The organism is Actinomycetota bacterium, from assembly GCA_035697485.1.
Lineage (GTDB): Bacteria > Actinomycetota > UBA4738 > UBA4738 > HRBIN12 > JAOUEA01.
Genome location: DASSCU010000043.1, coordinates 14,506 through 30,318, shown reverse-complemented (window position 1 = coordinate 30,318; position 15,813 = coordinate 14,506). Strand labels below are relative to the sequence as shown.

Annotated in this window: 17 protein-coding genes; 11 read left to right on the top strand and 6 right to left on the bottom strand. The window is 69.2% G+C overall.

The genetic code is table 11. The features are described from left to right. Positions 1-23 precede the first annotated feature (23 nt). On the top strand, positions 24-1,133 hold the full coding sequence (gcvT, locus tag VFI59_11645; GenBank protein ID HET6714349.1) for a glycine cleavage system aminomethyltransferase GcvT: 1,110 nt from the start codon (positions 24-26) through the stop codon (positions 1,131-1,133). Between the two features lie 10 nt (positions 1,134-1,143). On the opposite strand, the gene VFI59_11640 is transcribed toward gcvT, so the two are convergent. The 3 genes from VFI59_11640 to VFI59_11630 form a co-directional block, all read right to left on the bottom strand. Continuing rightward, on the bottom strand, positions 1,144-1,848 hold the full coding sequence (locus tag VFI59_11640; GenBank protein HET6714348.1) for a hypothetical protein: 705 nt from the start codon (positions 1,846-1,848) through the stop codon (positions 1,144-1,146). Between the two features lie 103 nt (positions 1,849-1,951). Continuing rightward, the gene (locus VFI59_11635; GenBank protein HET6714347.1) at positions 1,952-3,142 is read right to left on the bottom strand and encodes an ATP-binding protein; all 1,191 of its coding nucleotides are present in this window, start codon (positions 3,140-3,142) and stop codon (positions 1,952-1,954) included. A 44-nt stretch (positions 3,143-3,186) separates the two neighbouring features. Next, on the bottom strand, positions 3,187-3,837 hold the full coding sequence (locus VFI59_11630) for a response regulator transcription factor (GenBank protein HET6714346.1): 651 nt from the start codon (positions 3,835-3,837) through the stop codon (positions 3,187-3,189). A gap of 79 nt (positions 3,838-3,916) precedes the next feature. Here VFI59_11630 and VFI59_11625 point away from each other — a divergent pair, with 79 nt between their 5' ends. Both VFI59_11625 and VFI59_11620 read left to right on the top strand, forming a co-directional pair. After that, positions 3,917-4,291 carry a metal-sulfur cluster assembly factor gene (locus VFI59_11625; protein HET6714345.1) on the top strand — a complete coding sequence of 125 codons (375 nt, stop codon included), beginning with the start codon at positions 3,917-3,919 and terminating at the stop codon, positions 4,289-4,291. 292 nt (positions 4,292-4,583) lie between these two features. Beyond that, positions 4,584-5,432, top strand: coding sequence for a sulfurtransferase (locus VFI59_11620; protein HET6714344.1), 849 nt, complete (start codon positions 4,584-4,586; stop codon positions 5,430-5,432). 31 nt (positions 5,433-5,463) lie between these two features. On the opposite strand, the gene VFI59_11615 is transcribed toward VFI59_11620, so the two are convergent. Together VFI59_11615 and VFI59_11610 are read right to left on the bottom strand one after the other, a co-directional pair. Next, a complete protein-coding gene (locus tag VFI59_11615; protein HET6714343.1) occupies positions 5,464-6,105 on the bottom strand; it encodes a phosphatase PAP2 family protein in 642 nt (213 codons plus the stop codon). Beyond that, a complete protein-coding gene (locus VFI59_11610; GenBank protein HET6714342.1) occupies positions 6,099-6,269 on the bottom strand; it encodes a hypothetical protein in 171 nt (56 codons plus the stop codon). Before VFI59_11610 ends, VFI59_11615 begins: the two co-directional genes overlap by 7 nt. Positions 6,270-6,437: 168 nt before the next feature. Between VFI59_11610 and sufB the strand changes: the two genes are divergently transcribed. From sufB to VFI59_11570, 8 genes are read left to right on the top strand one after another with little or no spacing between them, the layout of a single operon-like run. After that, the gene (gene sufB / locus VFI59_11605) at positions 6,438-7,850 is read left to right on the top strand and encodes a Fe-S cluster assembly protein SufB (protein ID HET6714341.1); all 1,413 of its coding nucleotides are present in this window, start codon (positions 6,438-6,440) and stop codon (positions 7,848-7,850) included. A 7-nt stretch (positions 7,851-7,857) separates the two neighbouring features. Next, positions 7,858-9,159 (top strand): Fe-S cluster assembly protein SufD, encoded by a 1,302-nt coding sequence (gene sufD / locus VFI59_11600; GenBank protein HET6714340.1) that lies wholly within the window; start codon positions 7,858-7,860, stop codon positions 9,157-9,159. After that, a complete protein-coding gene (locus VFI59_11595) occupies positions 9,159-9,470 on the top strand; it encodes a non-heme iron oxygenase ferredoxin subunit (GenBank protein ID HET6714339.1) in 312 nt (103 codons plus the stop codon). The genes sufD and VFI59_11595 overlap by 1 nt, the downstream gene beginning before the upstream one ends. Positions 9,471-9,475: 5 nt before the next feature. Next, complete coding sequence (gene sufC, locus VFI59_11590; protein ID HET6714338.1) at positions 9,476-10,282, top strand: Fe-S cluster assembly ATPase SufC; 807 nt, start codon at positions 9,476-9,478, stop codon at positions 10,280-10,282. Positions 10,283-10,304: 22 nt separating this feature from the next. After that, positions 10,305-11,573, top strand: a complete 1,269-nt coding sequence (locus tag VFI59_11585) for a SufS family cysteine desulfurase (GenBank protein HET6714337.1) — start codon at positions 10,305-10,307, stop codon at positions 11,571-11,573. A gap of 22 nt (positions 11,574-11,595) precedes the next feature. Further along, entirely contained in the window at positions 11,596-12,051 is a 456-nt protein-coding gene (locus VFI59_11580; GenBank protein ID HET6714336.1) for an SUF system NifU family Fe-S cluster assembly protein, read from the top strand. 10 nt (positions 12,052-12,061) lie between these two features. Then, positions 12,062-13,882, top strand: coding sequence for a DUF2207 domain-containing protein (locus VFI59_11575; GenBank protein ID HET6714335.1), 1,821 nt, complete (start codon positions 12,062-12,064; stop codon positions 13,880-13,882). Positions 13,883-13,932: 50 nt separating this feature from the next. Beyond that, on the top strand, positions 13,933-14,919 hold the full coding sequence (locus tag VFI59_11570; GenBank protein HET6714334.1) for a GNAT family N-acetyltransferase: 987 nt from the start codon (positions 13,933-13,935) through the stop codon (positions 14,917-14,919). A gap of 17 nt (positions 14,920-14,936) precedes the next feature. Here the strand turns inward: VFI59_11570 and VFI59_11565 are convergent, their stop codons facing one another. Next, complete coding sequence (locus tag VFI59_11565) at positions 14,937-15,767, bottom strand: maleylpyruvate isomerase family mycothiol-dependent enzyme (protein ID HET6714333.1); 831 nt, start codon at positions 15,765-15,767, stop codon at positions 14,937-14,939. Positions 15,768-15,813: the final 46 nt, after the last annotated feature.

Below are 15,813 nucleotides of genomic sequence, written 5' to 3'. Positions count from 1 at the left end.
TCCGAGCGGCTACGATGCCGGGCGTGGACGAGCCCGCGGCGCTGCAGCACACGCCCCTCGAGGCGGAACATCGGGCGCTCGGCGCGAAGCTCGGTCCGTTCGGCGGATGGTCGATGCCGATCGAGTACGCCGGGGCGCTGAAGGAGCACGAGACGGTTCGCGAGCGCGTCGGACTGTTCGACCTCACGCACCTCGGCAAGGTGGATGTGACCGGCCCCGGAGCCCTGGGTCTGCTGCAGCGGGTCGTCACCAACGACGTGTCCCGCGCCGCCGTCGGTGAGGCGCTCTACAACCTCGTATTGAACGAGGGCGGGGGCGTGATCGAGGACCTGATCGTGTATCGCCTCGACGACGAGCGCTACTTCGTGGTGCCGAACGCCGCCAACGCGCACCGGGTCCTGCAGATCCTAGAGGAGACGCCGGCCGACTCCCGTGTGCACCTGATGTACCACCAGGACTGGTGCTTCCTCGCGGTCCAGGGACCCGAGTCGGTCCACGTGATGCAGCGGCTGTTCCCGGAAGCGAGCGACCTCGCGTTCATGCAGTGTGTCGAGTCGGAGTTCAAACGACGGCCCGTGATCGTCACGAGGTCGGGCTATACCGGCGAGGTCGGGTTCGAGCTCTTCACGTTCCAGGACGTGGCCCACGACCTGTGGAGCGCACTGCTCGAGGAGATGGGGCCTTACGGTGGTGCACCGTGCGGCCTCGCGGCGCGCGACGTGCTTCGACTCGAGATGGGGTATCCGCTCTACGGGCAGGACCTGTTCGAGTCGGTCACCGCCCTGGAGGCAGGGTTGTCGTGGGCCGTCTCGTTCGACAAGGGCGACTTCCGAGGGCGGACGTCGCTGCTGCGGCAACGCGAGGAAGGGCTGCCGAGCCGGCTCGTGGGGTTGCGCATGCACGAGCGACGACACATCCCACGGGCCCACTACCCCGTGTTCACCGAGGACCAGCTGATCGGTGAGGTCACGAGCGGGACGTTCTCGCCGCTGCTGCAGACGGGCATCGGCCTCGCCTACCTCTGGCCCGCCGACGTCGCCACCACCGGCGACACCGTAGAGGTCGACATCCGCGGGCGGCGTGGGGTCGCGGACGTGGTGCGACCGCCGTTCGTCGACCGAAACCCGCGCTGAGCTTCCCGCGTCAGCGGGCCCGGACCCCGCCTCCGATGGCGTGGACGAGATCGTCGACTGACGACCCGCCGAACGAGGTGTGGCGGATCAGCCGGTCGAGGAATGACTCGGCGCGTTCCCCCTCGGGGGCGACCGCCACGACCACGTAGAGCCCGGAGGCAGGGATGCCGATCTCGTGCACGGGCCCATAGCCGGGAGCGGCGACGAAGTAGGCCCACCGTGTCGAGACCCCCCGCACTTCGCAGGAGCCCTCCCCACGGGCCACGTAGTCGCCGTGGGTCGGTCCCCTCGAGGAGAACTCTGGCCGGCGGTCCACGAACACCCGGGGGGTCTCCGCGCGGCAGCGCCGGGATTCCGTCAGGTTCGCCAACAGGGGACCCGTGGCCGCGAGATAGTAGAAGTCCGACGGCATGCCCACACGGGTCGCGTCCACCCATGTCGCCGACATGCCAGGGACGCCACCGTCCATGCGTCGCCACCGATCGGGATGAGGTGAGGCCAGGAACCCGCCGCGGAACCCGGTGTCGACCGGGGGGTGGGCTTCCCAGCCGTCGGGCACCAGCGCGGAGACGGGACCGGCGTTGACCTGCGTGAACGGGCTCGGTGAGGAGAGGACCTCGATCGTGTCGGCGACCGCTGGGACATCGGTCGTCGAGGGCGCGACGCACCCGGTGCCCAAGAGGGCGATCGTCATCCCCACGACGGTTCTTCGCACGCGACCCCCACAGGAGGATAGGCGACCTGGACGCTCGCCGCCAGCGCCGCCCGAGGAACGCGCTCGATGCGGCCCGCCGGTCACGCTCGATCCGGCACGCCGCTCAGGCGGCGCCCGCCGACCGGATGTGCCCTCGGGAGGCCGGCGGCGGGATGCAGAACGATGCCCGGGTGCCACCGCCGGGCAGCGGGTCCGTCCAGAGCGTGCCGCCGTGCTCGATCACGAGCTGCCGTGCGAGGTGCAATCCGACCCCGACGCCGGCCTTCTCCTTGCGCAGGACGCCTTCACCGGTCGAGAAAGGCTCGTCGAACGAACGCCTCGCCACCGTGCGGTCGAGGCCCTCACCTCGGTCGGTGATGCTCACGACGATGCCTTCCGACATCGACCTCGCCGAGACGTGCACGGGCATCCCGTCGGGGGAGTAGCGACACGCGTTGTCCAGGAGTTCGGCCACCACCCCCTCGAGCCGCTCTTCGTCGGCGAGCGTGAGCAGCGGCGTTGCGATCGACGCCTCGATGCGGATCTTCGGGTGCTGCTCCCGTGCCGCCGCGACGGCTCGGTCGACGGTGGGGGCGAGATCCACGTCGGCCAGTTGGAGCTCGAACGTGCCGCGCTCGAGCTCCGACATCGTGATGATCTCGTCCACGAGGCCCATCAGCTTGTCCAGGGACCCTTGGAGCTCGCCGAGGAACTCCGTCCGTTCGTCCTCGCCGATCGACGGGTTGTTCAGCACGTAAGCGATGCCCTTGGCCACGGTCACCGGTGTCCGGAGCTCATGGGAGATGTTGGAGAGGAAGTCGGCCTTCGCCGACGTGCCCTGGGCCACGCTGTGACGGATGTCCTCGAGGTCGGCGCCGAGCCGCTCGGTCGCGTCGAGCGACTCGAGGAGCGCGTCGCCGATCGAGCGGGCGATGCGGGGGGACAGGGCCACCCCGCCCTCGGCCACCGCCCGGATCGCGGCCATCACCGCGCCCGCCTCATCGTCGGTGGCGACGACCCCGTGCGCCCCCTCGGCGAGGCACGAGGACGCCCGAGCGACGTCGTCGACGGGCACGCGCACGATCACGTGCGAGTCCGGTGACGAGGCGCCGATGCGGGCGAGCAGCTCCGTGCCCGAGAACCCTTCCATCGAGAGTCGGCAGACCACGACGTCGGGCCGCAGACGCGCTGCCGCCTCGATCGCGCGGAGCGCGTCGGAGGAGACCTCGACGACGAGATCCGGGTCGTTGACGGCCGCGACGCGGAGCGCTGCGATCTCGTCCGTCGTGTCGCAGAGGAGCACGGAACGGAGCATGTGTTGTTCCTATCGGCCGCGGCAGGGACCGGTTGAGGCGCCGGTCAGTGCACGATGCCGGTGCGGATCGCGATCGCCACCGCCTGGGCTCGGTCGTTCGCACCGAGCTTCTCGAAGATGCGCTCGAGGTGGGTCTTCACGGTGTGGGGAGAGATCCCGAGTTCGGTCGCGACCTGGCGTGTCGTCGACCCGTCGGCGACCTTCTGCAGGATCTCGCGCTCGCGCTTGGATAGCGGGGCGGCCTTCGGGCCCTCGGCCTCACCCAACCGCACCTCCTCGATGAACGTCTTCGTGAGCTGGGGATGGATCACCGCGTTCCCCTCGATCGCGTTCTTGGCCGCGTCGACGAGCGCGTCGGGGGAGGCATCCTTCAGGAGGTAGCCGGAAACACCCGCCTGGATCGCCTCGCTGATCGCGCCGCGCGACTCGTCGATCGTGATCAAGATGACCTTGGTGGCGGGAGCGGCCTGACGGATGCGCCGCGTCGCCTCGATGCCGTCCATGCCGGGCATGCGCACGTCCATGAAGACGACGTCGGGGGTGAGCTCACGGGCCTGCTCCACCGCCTCCTCGCCGGTGGCCGCCTCGCCGACGACCACGACGATCTCGTCGGAGAGCTCCAGCGCGGTGCGGAGCCCTTCGCGGGTCACGGGGTGGTCGTCCACGATCAGCGCACGGATCGGCGACTCCGACATGGGCGGTGACACGCTCCTTCGTTGTGGGGAAGTACGGGTACGCTGTTCAGGATAGGACGAGTCGAGACAGGATGCGCGCATGCACGAAGAGATCGCGGTTGACGCAGGAAGCGACGGAGCCGACGCGCAGGACGCCGTCGAGACGGCGAGCGGCGACACGCGCGAGGCCGTCTTCGAAGCCCTGAAGAACGTCTACGATCCTGAGCTCGGCCTGAACATCGTCGACCTCGGGCTCGTGTACGACGTTCAGGTGGACCACGACGGCGGCGTCGACATCCAGTACTCGCTGACCACGATGGGGTGTCCGATCGGGCCGATGATCGAGGATCAGATGCGCTCGTTCCTGCGAGGCATCCCCGGCGTCGACGAGGTGCGACCGGAGTTCGTGCTGCGTCCACCGTGGACCCCGGAGATGATGTCCGACGAAGCCAAGGCCGCCCTCGGCATCTTCTGAGCGTCCGACCCCCGCGGCGAGGCCCGTTTGACGGCGTCGTCGCAGATGCGATAGGTATCGCACCTGCGAATCCGACCGAGGAGCCGTGATTTGGTCCGGACGAGGTGCATCGGGGAGGTGGCGGCCATGATCCCCTCTCGCCTGTGCTGTCCGGCGACCGGCGCCGACCCGGAGATGCATACGTAACGCGGCCCCTGAACCACCATCTCCGGACCGAGAACACCGGACGGCGGCCGCATCGTGCGGCCGCCGTCGTCGTTTCCCCGACCGGGAGAGGAAGGACCGAACCGACATGGCCGACTACTCGAATCCCGACGTGCTCGTCAGCACCGGCTGGCTGGAGGAACATCTCGACGATCGCGGCGTGCGCGTGATCGAGGTCGACGAGGACACCACCGCGTACGACAAAGGTCACATCCGCGGTGCCGTGAAGTGGAACTGGACCACGGACCTCCACTCCGAGGTCGGGCGAGACTTCCAGGACCAGGGCGGCTTCTCGCGCTTGCTCTCGGAGGCTGGAGTGGGCGAGGGCACCACCGTCGTGCTCTACGGCGGGAACAACAACTGGTTCGCCGCCTACGCCTACTGGCTGCTGAAGCTCCGCGGGTTCGACGATGTGAAGCTGCTGAACGGCGGCCGGAAGAAGTGGGAGCTCGAGAGCCGCGAGCTGACGCAGGAGGTGCCGAGCTACGAACCCGCGGGGTTCACGATCACGGGCGCCGAGCGTCCCGAGATCCGAGCGCTCCGCGACGAGGTGATCGGCAAGGTGGGCGGCGCACCCGGCTTCGTCGACGTCCGCTCGCCCGAGGAATTCCGCGGTGAGAAGCTCGCGCCCGACCACCTGCCGCAGGAGCAGTCGCAGGTGCCCGGCCACATCGCCGGTGCCGCGAACATCCCGTGGGCGAAGGCCGCGAACGACGACGGCACGTTCAAGAGCGCGGACGAGCTGCGCGAGCTCTACGAGGCCGAGGGCATCACCCCCGACCGTGAGGTCATCGCCTACTGTCGGATCGGCGAGCGCTCGAGCCACACCTGGTTCGCGCTGCAGGAGCTCCTGGGTTACGAACACGTCAAGAACTACGACGGATCGTGGACCGAGTACGGCTCGCTGGTCGGGGCGCCGGTGGAGTTGGGCGGGTAAGCCCGCTCGGCGACGCGGGGGGCGGGGACCGTCAGACCTCGGTTCCCTGCGCGTCGCCGGCCGTCGCGTCCGAGCCCTCGGCCGGCACCCCGAGGGCGAGATTGACCGCACCGCCGATCGCGAGGCCCAGGCCGAACCCTCCGGCCACGTCGAGCGGGTTGTGAGCCCCCAGGTAAACGCGCGCGAACGCCACCAGGGCGACGATCACCCACGGCACGATCCGCCACCGGCCGTGCAGGTAGGGGGTCGCCACCCAGGCCAGGCCGGTGGTGAGCACGACGTGTCCGCTCACGAAGGAGACCCCGGTCGGGCTCGTATCGCCGCGGACGATCGCCTCGGGTTCCGTCTCGCCGGGTCGGTTGCGCTGCACCACCTTCCAGACGAGCCGCTCGGCCAGAAGCTTCCCGAGGGTGACGAGCAGCGCCGCGACCGCGAGCCGCGGGCGACGGGCGACGAGAGCGATCGACGCGACGAGGGGGCCGATCGCGAGCACCCCGAGGAACTGGGCGGTCAGCATCACCGGCTCGAGCGCATCCGGCAGCCCGTTGATCGCCTCGAAGACGGCTCGCTCGGGCCCGTCCACCCGCCCGCTCGAGGCCGGGATCGCACAGAGCGCGAGCACGCCGAGGCCCCCCGCCAGGGCGGCGGCGTCGATGCGCCGGCGGATCACCATCGCCAGAGACGCACCGCCACGTCGCCGGCGACCAGCACCAGGATCGATCGGACGGCCCACGAATCACCGGTCGTCGCGGCGACCGCGAGCGCCGCCGCGGCGATCACCACCGCCAGGATCTTCACGCCGGTCTTCGACCCGCCTGCCGCTCTCGTTCCGTCCATCCGACGTCCCCCTTCGCTCGGTGGCGGAAGGGTATGCAACCCGGCGAGCCGGACGCAAATCCGACCTTTCCGGTAGACTTTGAGCGTCACCCGCGGGTAGCATCGGAAGTGTTCGCACCACCGCGGGGCAGCGGTCCGACGATCGACGCGCGAGGAGACCCGCTACCGATGGCCGTCACACAGGAAGAACACCTCAAGGAGCTCGCCAAGGGCTACCGGTTCGACTGGAAGGACCCTTCGCATGCCGTCTTCGAGCCGAAGCGGGGCTTGAACGAACGCGTGGTCGAAGAGATCTCCGCGCTCAAGGGCGAGCCCGAGTGGATGCGGAAGTACCGCCTGAAGAGCCTGCGGTACTTCGACATGCGGCCGATGCCGTGGTGGGGCGCCGACCTGTCAGACATCGACTTCCAGAACATCTACTACTTCATCCGCTCGACCGAGAAGCAGGCCGCGAACTGGGAGGACCTCCCCGAAGACATCCGCGGCACCTGGGACAAGCTCGGCATCCCCCAGGCGGAGCAGAAGTACCTCGGCGGTGTGAGCGCGCAGTACGAGAGCGAGGTCGTCTATCACAAGATCAAGGACGAGCTCGACCAGATGGGCGTGCTCTTCACCGACATGGACAGCGCGCTGCGCGACTACCCCGACCTGGTGCGCGAGCACTTCGGCACCGTGATCCCCGCGAACGACAACAAGTTCGCGGCGCTGAACTCGGCGGTGTGGTCGGGCGGCTCGTTCATCTACGTGCCGCCGGGCGTGCACGTCGACATCCCGCTGCAGGCGTACTTCCGCATCAACGCCGAGAACATGGGGCAGTTCGAGCGCACGCTGATCATCGCCGACGAGGGCAGCTACGTGCATTACGTCGAGGGCTGCTCGGCCCCGATCTACACGAGCGACTCCCTGCACTCCGCCGTCGTCGAGATCAAGGCGATGAAGGGGGCCCGGGTGCGGTACACGACGATCCAGAACTGGTCGACGAACGTCTACAACCTCGTCACGAAGCGTGCCGTCGCGCACGAGGACGCCGTCATGGAATGGGTCGACGGCAACATCGGCTCGAAGGTCACGATGAAGTACCCGTCGATCTACCTGGTGGGCAAGGGTGCGCGTGGCGAGGTGCTCTCCGTGGCATACGCCGGCAAGGGCATGCACACCGACGCCGGGGGCAAGGCGATCCACGCGGCTCCGTACACGACGAGCGTGATCACCTCGAAGTCGGTCTCGAAGGACGGCGGGCGCACCGGCTACCGGGGGCTCGTGCGGGTCGAACCAGACGCACATCACGCGAAGTCGACGGTTCGCTGCGACGCGCTGATCCTCGACGACGAGAGCCGCAGCGACACCTATCCCTACATCGAGGTCGAGGAGGAGACGGCGGCGCTCGGGCACGAGGCCACGGTCTCGAAGGTGGGCGACGACCAGCTCTTCTATCTGATGAGCCGAGGGCTGTCCGAGGTCGAGGCCACCGCGATGATCGTGAACGGCTTCATCGAGCCGATCACGCGCGAGCTGCCGATGGAGTACGCGGTCGAGCTGAACCGCCTCGTCGAGCTGCAGATGGAAGGCTCGGTCGGCTAACGCCGCGATGACCACCTTCGACGAACGCGCCCTGGCGAGCTTGCCCGAGGTCGCCGGGTTCATTGGCGACCTGCGGCGACAGGCGTTCGCCGACTTCGAAGCCCTGCCGATCCCGTCGCAGGAGACCGAGGAGTGGCGTTACACCGACCTGTCGGACCTGGACCTCACGTTCGCGCCGTACACGGCGGGCGGTCGTGCGGAGAACCTCGACGGCGTGCCGGCGGAGATCCTGGAGGCGGCAGGCGACATCGGCGACCGCGCCGGTCTGCAGATCCAGCACGATTCCGACGTCATGGTCACTCACCTCGACCCGACGCTGGCGGCGAAGGGCGTGATCTTCACCGATCTCGACGCAGCTGCGGCTGAGTACCCGGACCTCGTCGAGCGCTCGCTTCACGATCTCGTCCCGACCAAGCGCACCCGCTTCACCGCGATGCACGGCGCCTTTCGAACCGGTGGCACGTTCCTGTACGTGCCCCGCGACACGAGGGTCGACCTGCCACTGCAGACGTTGACGTACGTCGACGTCGACGGAGCCGCGGTCTTCCCGCACACGTTGATCGTGGTCGAGGCGGGGGCCGAGGTGACGTTCATCGAGCGGTACGCCTCGCCCGATCTCACCCGCGCATTCAGCGACGCGATCACCGAGATCCGCGTCGGCGACGGCGCGCACGTGCGGTACGCGGCGATCCAGGACTGGGGCGCGGGCATGACCCATCTGGCGATCCAACGCGCCCGGACCGGGCGCGACGCCGACCTGCGGACGCTCTCCCTCGGGTTCGGGGCGGATCTCGCGCGTACCGAGACCGAGGTCGAGCTCGCCGAGCCGGGTGGGTTCAGCGAGCAGCTCGGCGTCTTCTTCGCCGACGGTGAGCAGCACTTCGACCATCGGTCGAGCCAGGACCACGTGGCGCCGAACTGTACGAGCGATCTGCTGTACAAGGGGGCGTTGCGCGATCGCAGCCGAGCCGTCTACTCCGGCTGGGTCTACGTGCGACCGGGGGCCCAGAAGACCGACGCGATGCAGACGAGCCGCAACATCGTGCTGAGCGAGCACGCGAAGGCCGACGCGATCCCCAACCTCGAGATCGAGGCGAACGACGTGAAGTGCGGCCATGCGGCGAGCGTGGGGCCCGTCGAGGACGAGGCGCTCTTCTACCTCGAGTCTCGTGGCATCCCCCACGACGAGGCCGAGCGGCTGATCGTGACCGGGTTCTTCCAGGAGGTGCTCGACCGAGTGCAGATCGACGAGGTGCGTGAAGGCGCCGTCGCAGCGATCGACGCCGAGCTGGCCGAGGGCATCCGCTGATGTCCGTGCGCGTCTGCGAGACGAAGGACGTGCCGCCCGGTGAGGCGAGGCGGTACCGCGTCGACGGGCGCGAGGTCGCGGTCGTGAACCTCGGCGAGGAAGGGTTCCGCGCGCTCGACGCGATCTGCAGCCACGCGAAGTACTACTTGGACGAGGGCGAGGTCGACGCCGACCTCGAGACGATCGAGTGCCCGAAGCACGGGTCCACGTTCGACCTGAACACGGGCAACCCGAAGACCCTGCCGGCGACCCAGCCCGTCGACGCCTTCGCGGTGACCGTCGACGGCGACGACGTGATGATCGAGGTGTGAGGACGATGGCTGAGACGACGAACGGCAACGGCACCGGGGCGGCGACCCTCGAGGTGCGAGGACTGCACGCGACGGTCGAAAGCAAGCAGATCCTGAACGGTATCGACCTCGTGGTGCGCCAAGGCGAGACGCACGCGCTGATGGGACCCAACGGATCGGGCAAGTCCACACTCAGCAACGTGATCATGGGCCGCCCCGGGTACCAGGTCACCGAGGGAAGGGTGATCTTCAACGGGGAAGACATCACCGCGCTGACGCCCGATGAGCGCGCCAAGCGGGGACTGTTCCTCGCGATGCAGTACCCGACCGAGGTGCCCGGGGTCTCCGTCGTGAACTTCCTGCGCACCGCGTACCAGGCGGTGAAGGGCGAGCAGGTGAGCGCCTTGGCGTTCCGCAAGCATATGAAGGAGCAGATGGACCGCCTCGGCGTCGACGACGCGATGGTGAACCGTTACTTGAACCAGGGTTTCTCCGGGGGCGAGAAGAAGCGGAACGAGGTGCTCCAGCTCGCGGTGCTGCAGCCGCAGATCGCGATCCTGGATGAGACCGACTCCGGGCTCGACATCGACTCGCTGAAGCTGGTCGCCCAGGGCGTCAACGAGCTGGTCGGGCCCGGCCTGGGTGTGCTCCTGATCACGCACTACCAACGCATGCTGAACTACATCACGCCCGACACGGTCCACGTGATGATGCAAGGGCGTATCGTGAAGACCGGCGGGGCGGAGCTGGCGCACGAACTCGAGGCCAAGGGCTACGAGGGCATCCGTGCCGAGCTGGGGCTCGAGGCCGATGCGACCGTCGAAGTGGTGTAGCCACACCCGAGGGAGCTGATCCATGACCGAACACGCCGAGACCGCGCCCGTCGCGGACGACCGCGTGGGAGGCCTCGACGTCGACGCGATCCGGCGCGACTTCCCGATCCTCACGCGGACCGTGGGCGAGCATCCGCTCGTCTACCTCGACAGCGCCGCCACTTCGCACAAGCCGACCCAGGTGATCGAGGCCGAGGCCGACTTCTTCCGCCTGCACAACGCGAACGCACACCGGGGCATCCATATGCTGGGGGAGGAGGCGACCCAGGCCTACGAGGGTGCTCGGGCCGTCGTGGCGCGGTTCCTCGGCGCACCCGAGCCCGAGACGATCGTGTTCACGCGAGGCGTGACCGAGTCGATGAACCTCGTCGCCCAGGGCTGGGGTCGAGCCCACCTCCGTGAGGGCGACGAGGTCCTGCTCTCCGACATGGAGCACCACTCGAACATCGTGCCGTGGCAGATGACCGCCGCCGTGACGGGAGCGACCCTGCGCTACATCCCGCTCACCGACGACGGCCTCCTCGACCTCTCCGACTTGGGGTCGCTGCTGACCGACCGCACCGCGATCGTGAGCGTCACCGGCATGTCGAACGCCCTCGGCACGATCACCCCGCTGCGTCAGCTCGCCGACGCTGCGCACGCGGTCGGTGCGATCATCGCGGTCGATGCGGCGCAGCTCGCGCCGCACTCGCCGATCGACGTCCGGGCGCTCGACGTGGATCTGCTGGGGTTCACCGGCCACAAGATGCTCGGCCCCACGGCGAGCGGCGGCCTGTACGGCCGCACCGAGGTGCTCGAGTCGATGCAGCCGATGCTCGGCGGCGGCGAGATGATCCACGAGGTCTTCCACGACCACAGCACCTACAAGTCGGCGCCGTTCAAGTTCGAGGCCGGCACGATGCCGATCGCCCAGCAGGTCGGGCTGGCCGCGGCGATCGAGTACCTCGACGCCCTCGGCATGTCGAACGTGCGCGCCCACGAGGAGGAGATCACCCGCTACGCCCTCGATCGCCTGCTCGACGCCGGGGCGACCGTGTTCGGTCCCAAGGACGCGAGCATCCGCGGCGGGGCGGTGAGCTTCTGGTTCAAGGACGTGCACCCGCACGACCTCGCGACGATCCTCAACGAGGAGGGCGTCGCCATCAGGGCCGGTCACCACTGCGCCCAGCTCGTGATGCGCCGATACGGTGTGCCGGCCACCGCCCGCGCGTCGTTCTACGTCTACAACACGAAGGACGAGGTGGACGCGCTCGTCGCTGCCCTCGACCGCGCGCAGTCGATCTTCAGCTGACCCCCGAACGAGAGAGGGAACCGTGGCGCTCGACGACATCTACAAGGAAGTGATCCTCGACCACTACAAGGACCCGCGGAACAAGCGAGAGCTCCCCGGTGCCGAGTTGCGGTGTCACGCCAACAACCCCCTGTGCGGCGACGAGATCACGGTCTACGCTCACGTCGAGGGTGATCGGGTCGCGGAGGTGACGTTCCAGGGCGCGGGGTGCTCGATCAGCCAGTCGAGCGCGTCCATGATGACCGAATCCGTCACCGGGTCGAGCGTCGCCGACGCCAAGGCGCTCGCCGCCGGGTTCCGCGGCATGATGGCGGGCGACGTCGAGCCCGACGAGGAGACGTTCGGCGACCTCGTGGCACTCAAGGGCGTCGTGCAGTACCCGATCCGCATCAAGTGCGCCGTGCTCGCCTGGGACGTGTTGCAGGACGCCCTCGAGGGTGCCGGCGAGGCGAGCGGTGCCCAGGCACACAGCGTCTAAGCTTCGCGGCGTGATCCCCTGGCCTCACGCCCGCGTGGCACACCGGCTCGCGATGCTCGCCGCCACGCTCGGCGCCCTCCTGCTCGTCGCGGCACCCGCCCGTGCACAGCCCAGCGAACGGATCGTCGATTACGGCGTCGACATCACGATCGGCGACGACGGCACGTTCACGATCGTGGAGACGATCGACTACGACTTCGGCACGGTTCGCCGGCACGGCATCCTTCGTGACATCCCGACACGCCTGCGCTACGACGACACGTACGACCGCATCTACCCGCTCGACGTGGTCGAGGTTCGCGCGAGCGAGGGCACGCCCGCCGGCTACGAGGTGGAGTCGGCGGCCGGAGGCATCACCCGCATCCGCGTCGGCGACGCCGACACCGAGATCACCGGCCGGCACACGTACGAGCTGACGTACACGGTCGAGGCGGCACTGAATGGCTTCCCTGACCATGACGAGCTGTACTGGAACGCGGTGGGCACCGAGTGGTCGGCGCCGATCGAGCGGGCGACCATACGCGTGCACGCGCCCGCCGACATCACGCAGGTGGCCTGTTTCCAAGGGTACGAGGGCTCGACCCTTCCGTGCCTGCGCTCGAGCGCCGACGGCGCCGAGGCGCGGTTCGCCCAGACCGGGCTGGGCTCGTACAGCGGAGTGACGATCGTCGTCGGCCTGCCCAAGGGTGCCGTCCCCGAGCCCGCGCCCGTGCTCGAGGAACGCTGGAGCCTCGGACGCGCGTATGCGGCGACCCCGGCGACCCTCGGGGGCACGGCCGTGCTCGGCCTCGCCGCGATCGGCGGCGTGATCGCGCTCGTCTGGGGCCGCGGACGCGACCGCCGGTACCGCGGCTCTCAGGTGGACCAGGTCATGGGCAATCCCACTGGTGAGCATCAGGCGGTGCGGCTGGGGGAGGCCGACGAGAGCGCGCCGGTGGAGTTCGCGCCGCCCGACGACATGCGTCCGGGCCAGATGGGGACCCTCCTGGACGAGCAGGCGAACGTGCTCGACGTGTCGGCCACCCTCGTGGACCTCGCCGTGCGCGGCTACCTGCTGATCCAGGAGATCCCCAAGGAGGGCTGGTTCGGCAAGCCCGACTGGCGCCTGATCCGTCTGGAGAGGTCCGACGACGACCTGCTCACCTACGAGCGACGTCTCCTCGACGGGCTCTTCCGCGACGGCACCGAGGTCACGATCTCGGAGCTGAAGAACGTGTTCGCCGAGCGGCTCAACGGCGTCAAGGAGTCGCTCTACGCCGACGCCGTGAAGCGGGGTTGGTTCAGCCAGCGTCCCGACAAGGTGCGCGCCAAGTGGTACGCGCTGGGCGTGGTGGCGCTGATCGTCGCCGGCGGCGTCGCGTTCGCGCTCGCGGCGTTCACCCACTGGGGCTTGCTCGGCATCCCGCTGATCCTGGGTGCCGTGCTGCTACTGGCCTCGGCGGGGCGGATGCCGGCGCGCACGGCGAAAGGCACCGCGATGCTGCGGCGGGTGCGCGGCTTCCGAACCGTGATCGAGACGGCCGAGACCCATATGTCGCGGTGGGCCGAGAAGGAGCTCGTCTTCACCCGGTTCCTGCCGTTCGCGGTGGTGTTCGGCTGTACCGACAAGTGGGCGAAGGCGTTCGAGGCGCTCGGCATCGAGCCCGACACCAGCTGGTACCTCTCTCCGCGGCCGTTCGTCTACGCGCAGTTCGCGGACTCGATGGAGGGCTTCGCGGTCGCGACCGGCGGCACGATCGCCTCGACCCCGTCCGGCTCGGGCTCGAGCGGGTTCTCCGGCGGCGGGTTCTCCGGCGGCGGCGGCGGCGGAGGCGGTGGCGGCAGCTGGTGAGCGGTCACCGGCATGCCGCCGGCGCGGGCCGTGCCTAGGATTCCTCGAGCATGCACATCGTATTCAGCGAAGACGGGCGGGACTTCCATCGACGTGGATGGCGCGAGCTCGTACAGACCGACCCCGCCGGGTCGTTCTTCCACACGCCGGCCTTCCTGAAGCTCTACTGGGAGGAGTTCGGGGAGACGCCCGAGCACCTGCTGCTCGCGTTCGCCGAGGAGGACGACGGCAGCCAGGTCGGGGCGGTCGCGTTCGAGCGCATCGGGGACACGCTCCGGTTCCTCGGCGGCACCGAGATCACCGACTACATGGGGCCCGTCGGGCTGCCCGAACGGCAGGACGCGATGGCCAAGGAGCTGTGGACCGCGCTGCTCGCGCGGGACGACTGGTCCGAGGCCGACCTGCGGGGGCTGCTCGAGGACCAGCCGTGGTTCGGGCTGCTCCGCGACTCCGCCAACGCCCAGGGACTCGGCGTGCGCGAGGACGAGGACGGGGTGGCGCCGTTCCTGCCCCTGCCCGGTTCGTGGGACGAGTACCTGGCCGGGCTCTCGTCGAAGTACCGTCACGAGATCAAGCGGAAGGCCCGCAAGCTCACCGAGGAGGCCGGCGCGTTCCGGATCGTGACCGCCGATGAGGGCACGCTGATCCCGCTGCTCGATCGATTCGTCGAGTTGCACCGCGCGTCGGAGGGGCCCAAGGGCGTCTTCATGGTCCCCGGCATGGAGATCTTCTTCCGCCGCCTCGGCGAGGCCTTCTGTGCCGACGGCGTGTTCCGGCTGACGTTCATCGAGGTGGGGGGCCAGCTCGCGGCCGGCACGATCGGCTTCGTCTGGGGCGGCACGTCGTACCTCTACAACAGCGCGTTCGACCGGTCGTGGGGGACCCTCGCCCCCGGCATGGTGCTCGTCGGCGAGGACATCCGCCTCGCGATCGAGCAGGGCTGCAGCGGCTTCGACCTGCTGAAGGGCGACTACCGGTACAAGTACCGGTTCGGGTCGTCCCCACGGGCCGTGAAGCGGCTCCTGGTCACCCGCTGACGCGAGGCTTCGCGGGCCTACGGGAACGCGCGCAGGTGCCTGAGCACGGTGTCGGCGAGCAGGCGCTCGCCGCCGAGCACCACGTTGCCAGAGGAGAGCACGTCGTCGGGCTTGAGTCGCTGGCCGGCGACGAGCGCGAGCTGCGGTGCCCGGCCGACGATCGTCGCGTCGGGCTTGTGACGGCCCGACGGGGCCTCGCCGGAACCCAGACCCCAGTGCCACGAACCCTCGCCGGCGCCGTCGACGTCGACCCGGACGGTCTGACCTGACAGGTCGAGGCCGGCACGCCCCAGCGACCAGGGGAGCATGCGGACCGCGAGATCGATCGTCAGGTGGACCGGCCAATGCTGGTAGTCGGGGCCGAGCCCGTTCGTGGCCCGCACATCCTCGCCGTGCAGCCACCACTCGACGACCCTCGTCTGCACCAGGTACCGGGCGGCGATCGGACCGGCGACGTAGTCGTACCGCTTCGAGGCCCAGTCCTCCTCGGAGATCGTCGCGCAGTGCGCGAGGAACGAATCGGCCGCCTCGCCCCAGCGCGTGAGCACCTCCCGCGTCTCGAGCCCTGATCGGCGACCCACGGTCCATGCGTTGAACGCGTCGATGTCGAACGGACCCTCGGGATGCTCGCGCCGCCACTCCTCGAGCTCGGCGGCCGGCTCGCCGGCCACGAGCTGCGCCGCGATCGTGTCGCCCGCGGCGAGGTGGGCGATCACGTCGCGGTTCCACCAACCGTCGGCGGCGCTCGGCTGCTCCCAGGTCGTCGGTTCGGCGTACTGGATCATGCGCCCCAGGCGCTGGCGCTCGGCGTGGGCGACGCCCAGCAGCTGCTCGCGATCAAGGCTCACATGATCCTCCTCACCGGCCGGGGGCCGAGCCTCCGGGCCTCGGCGC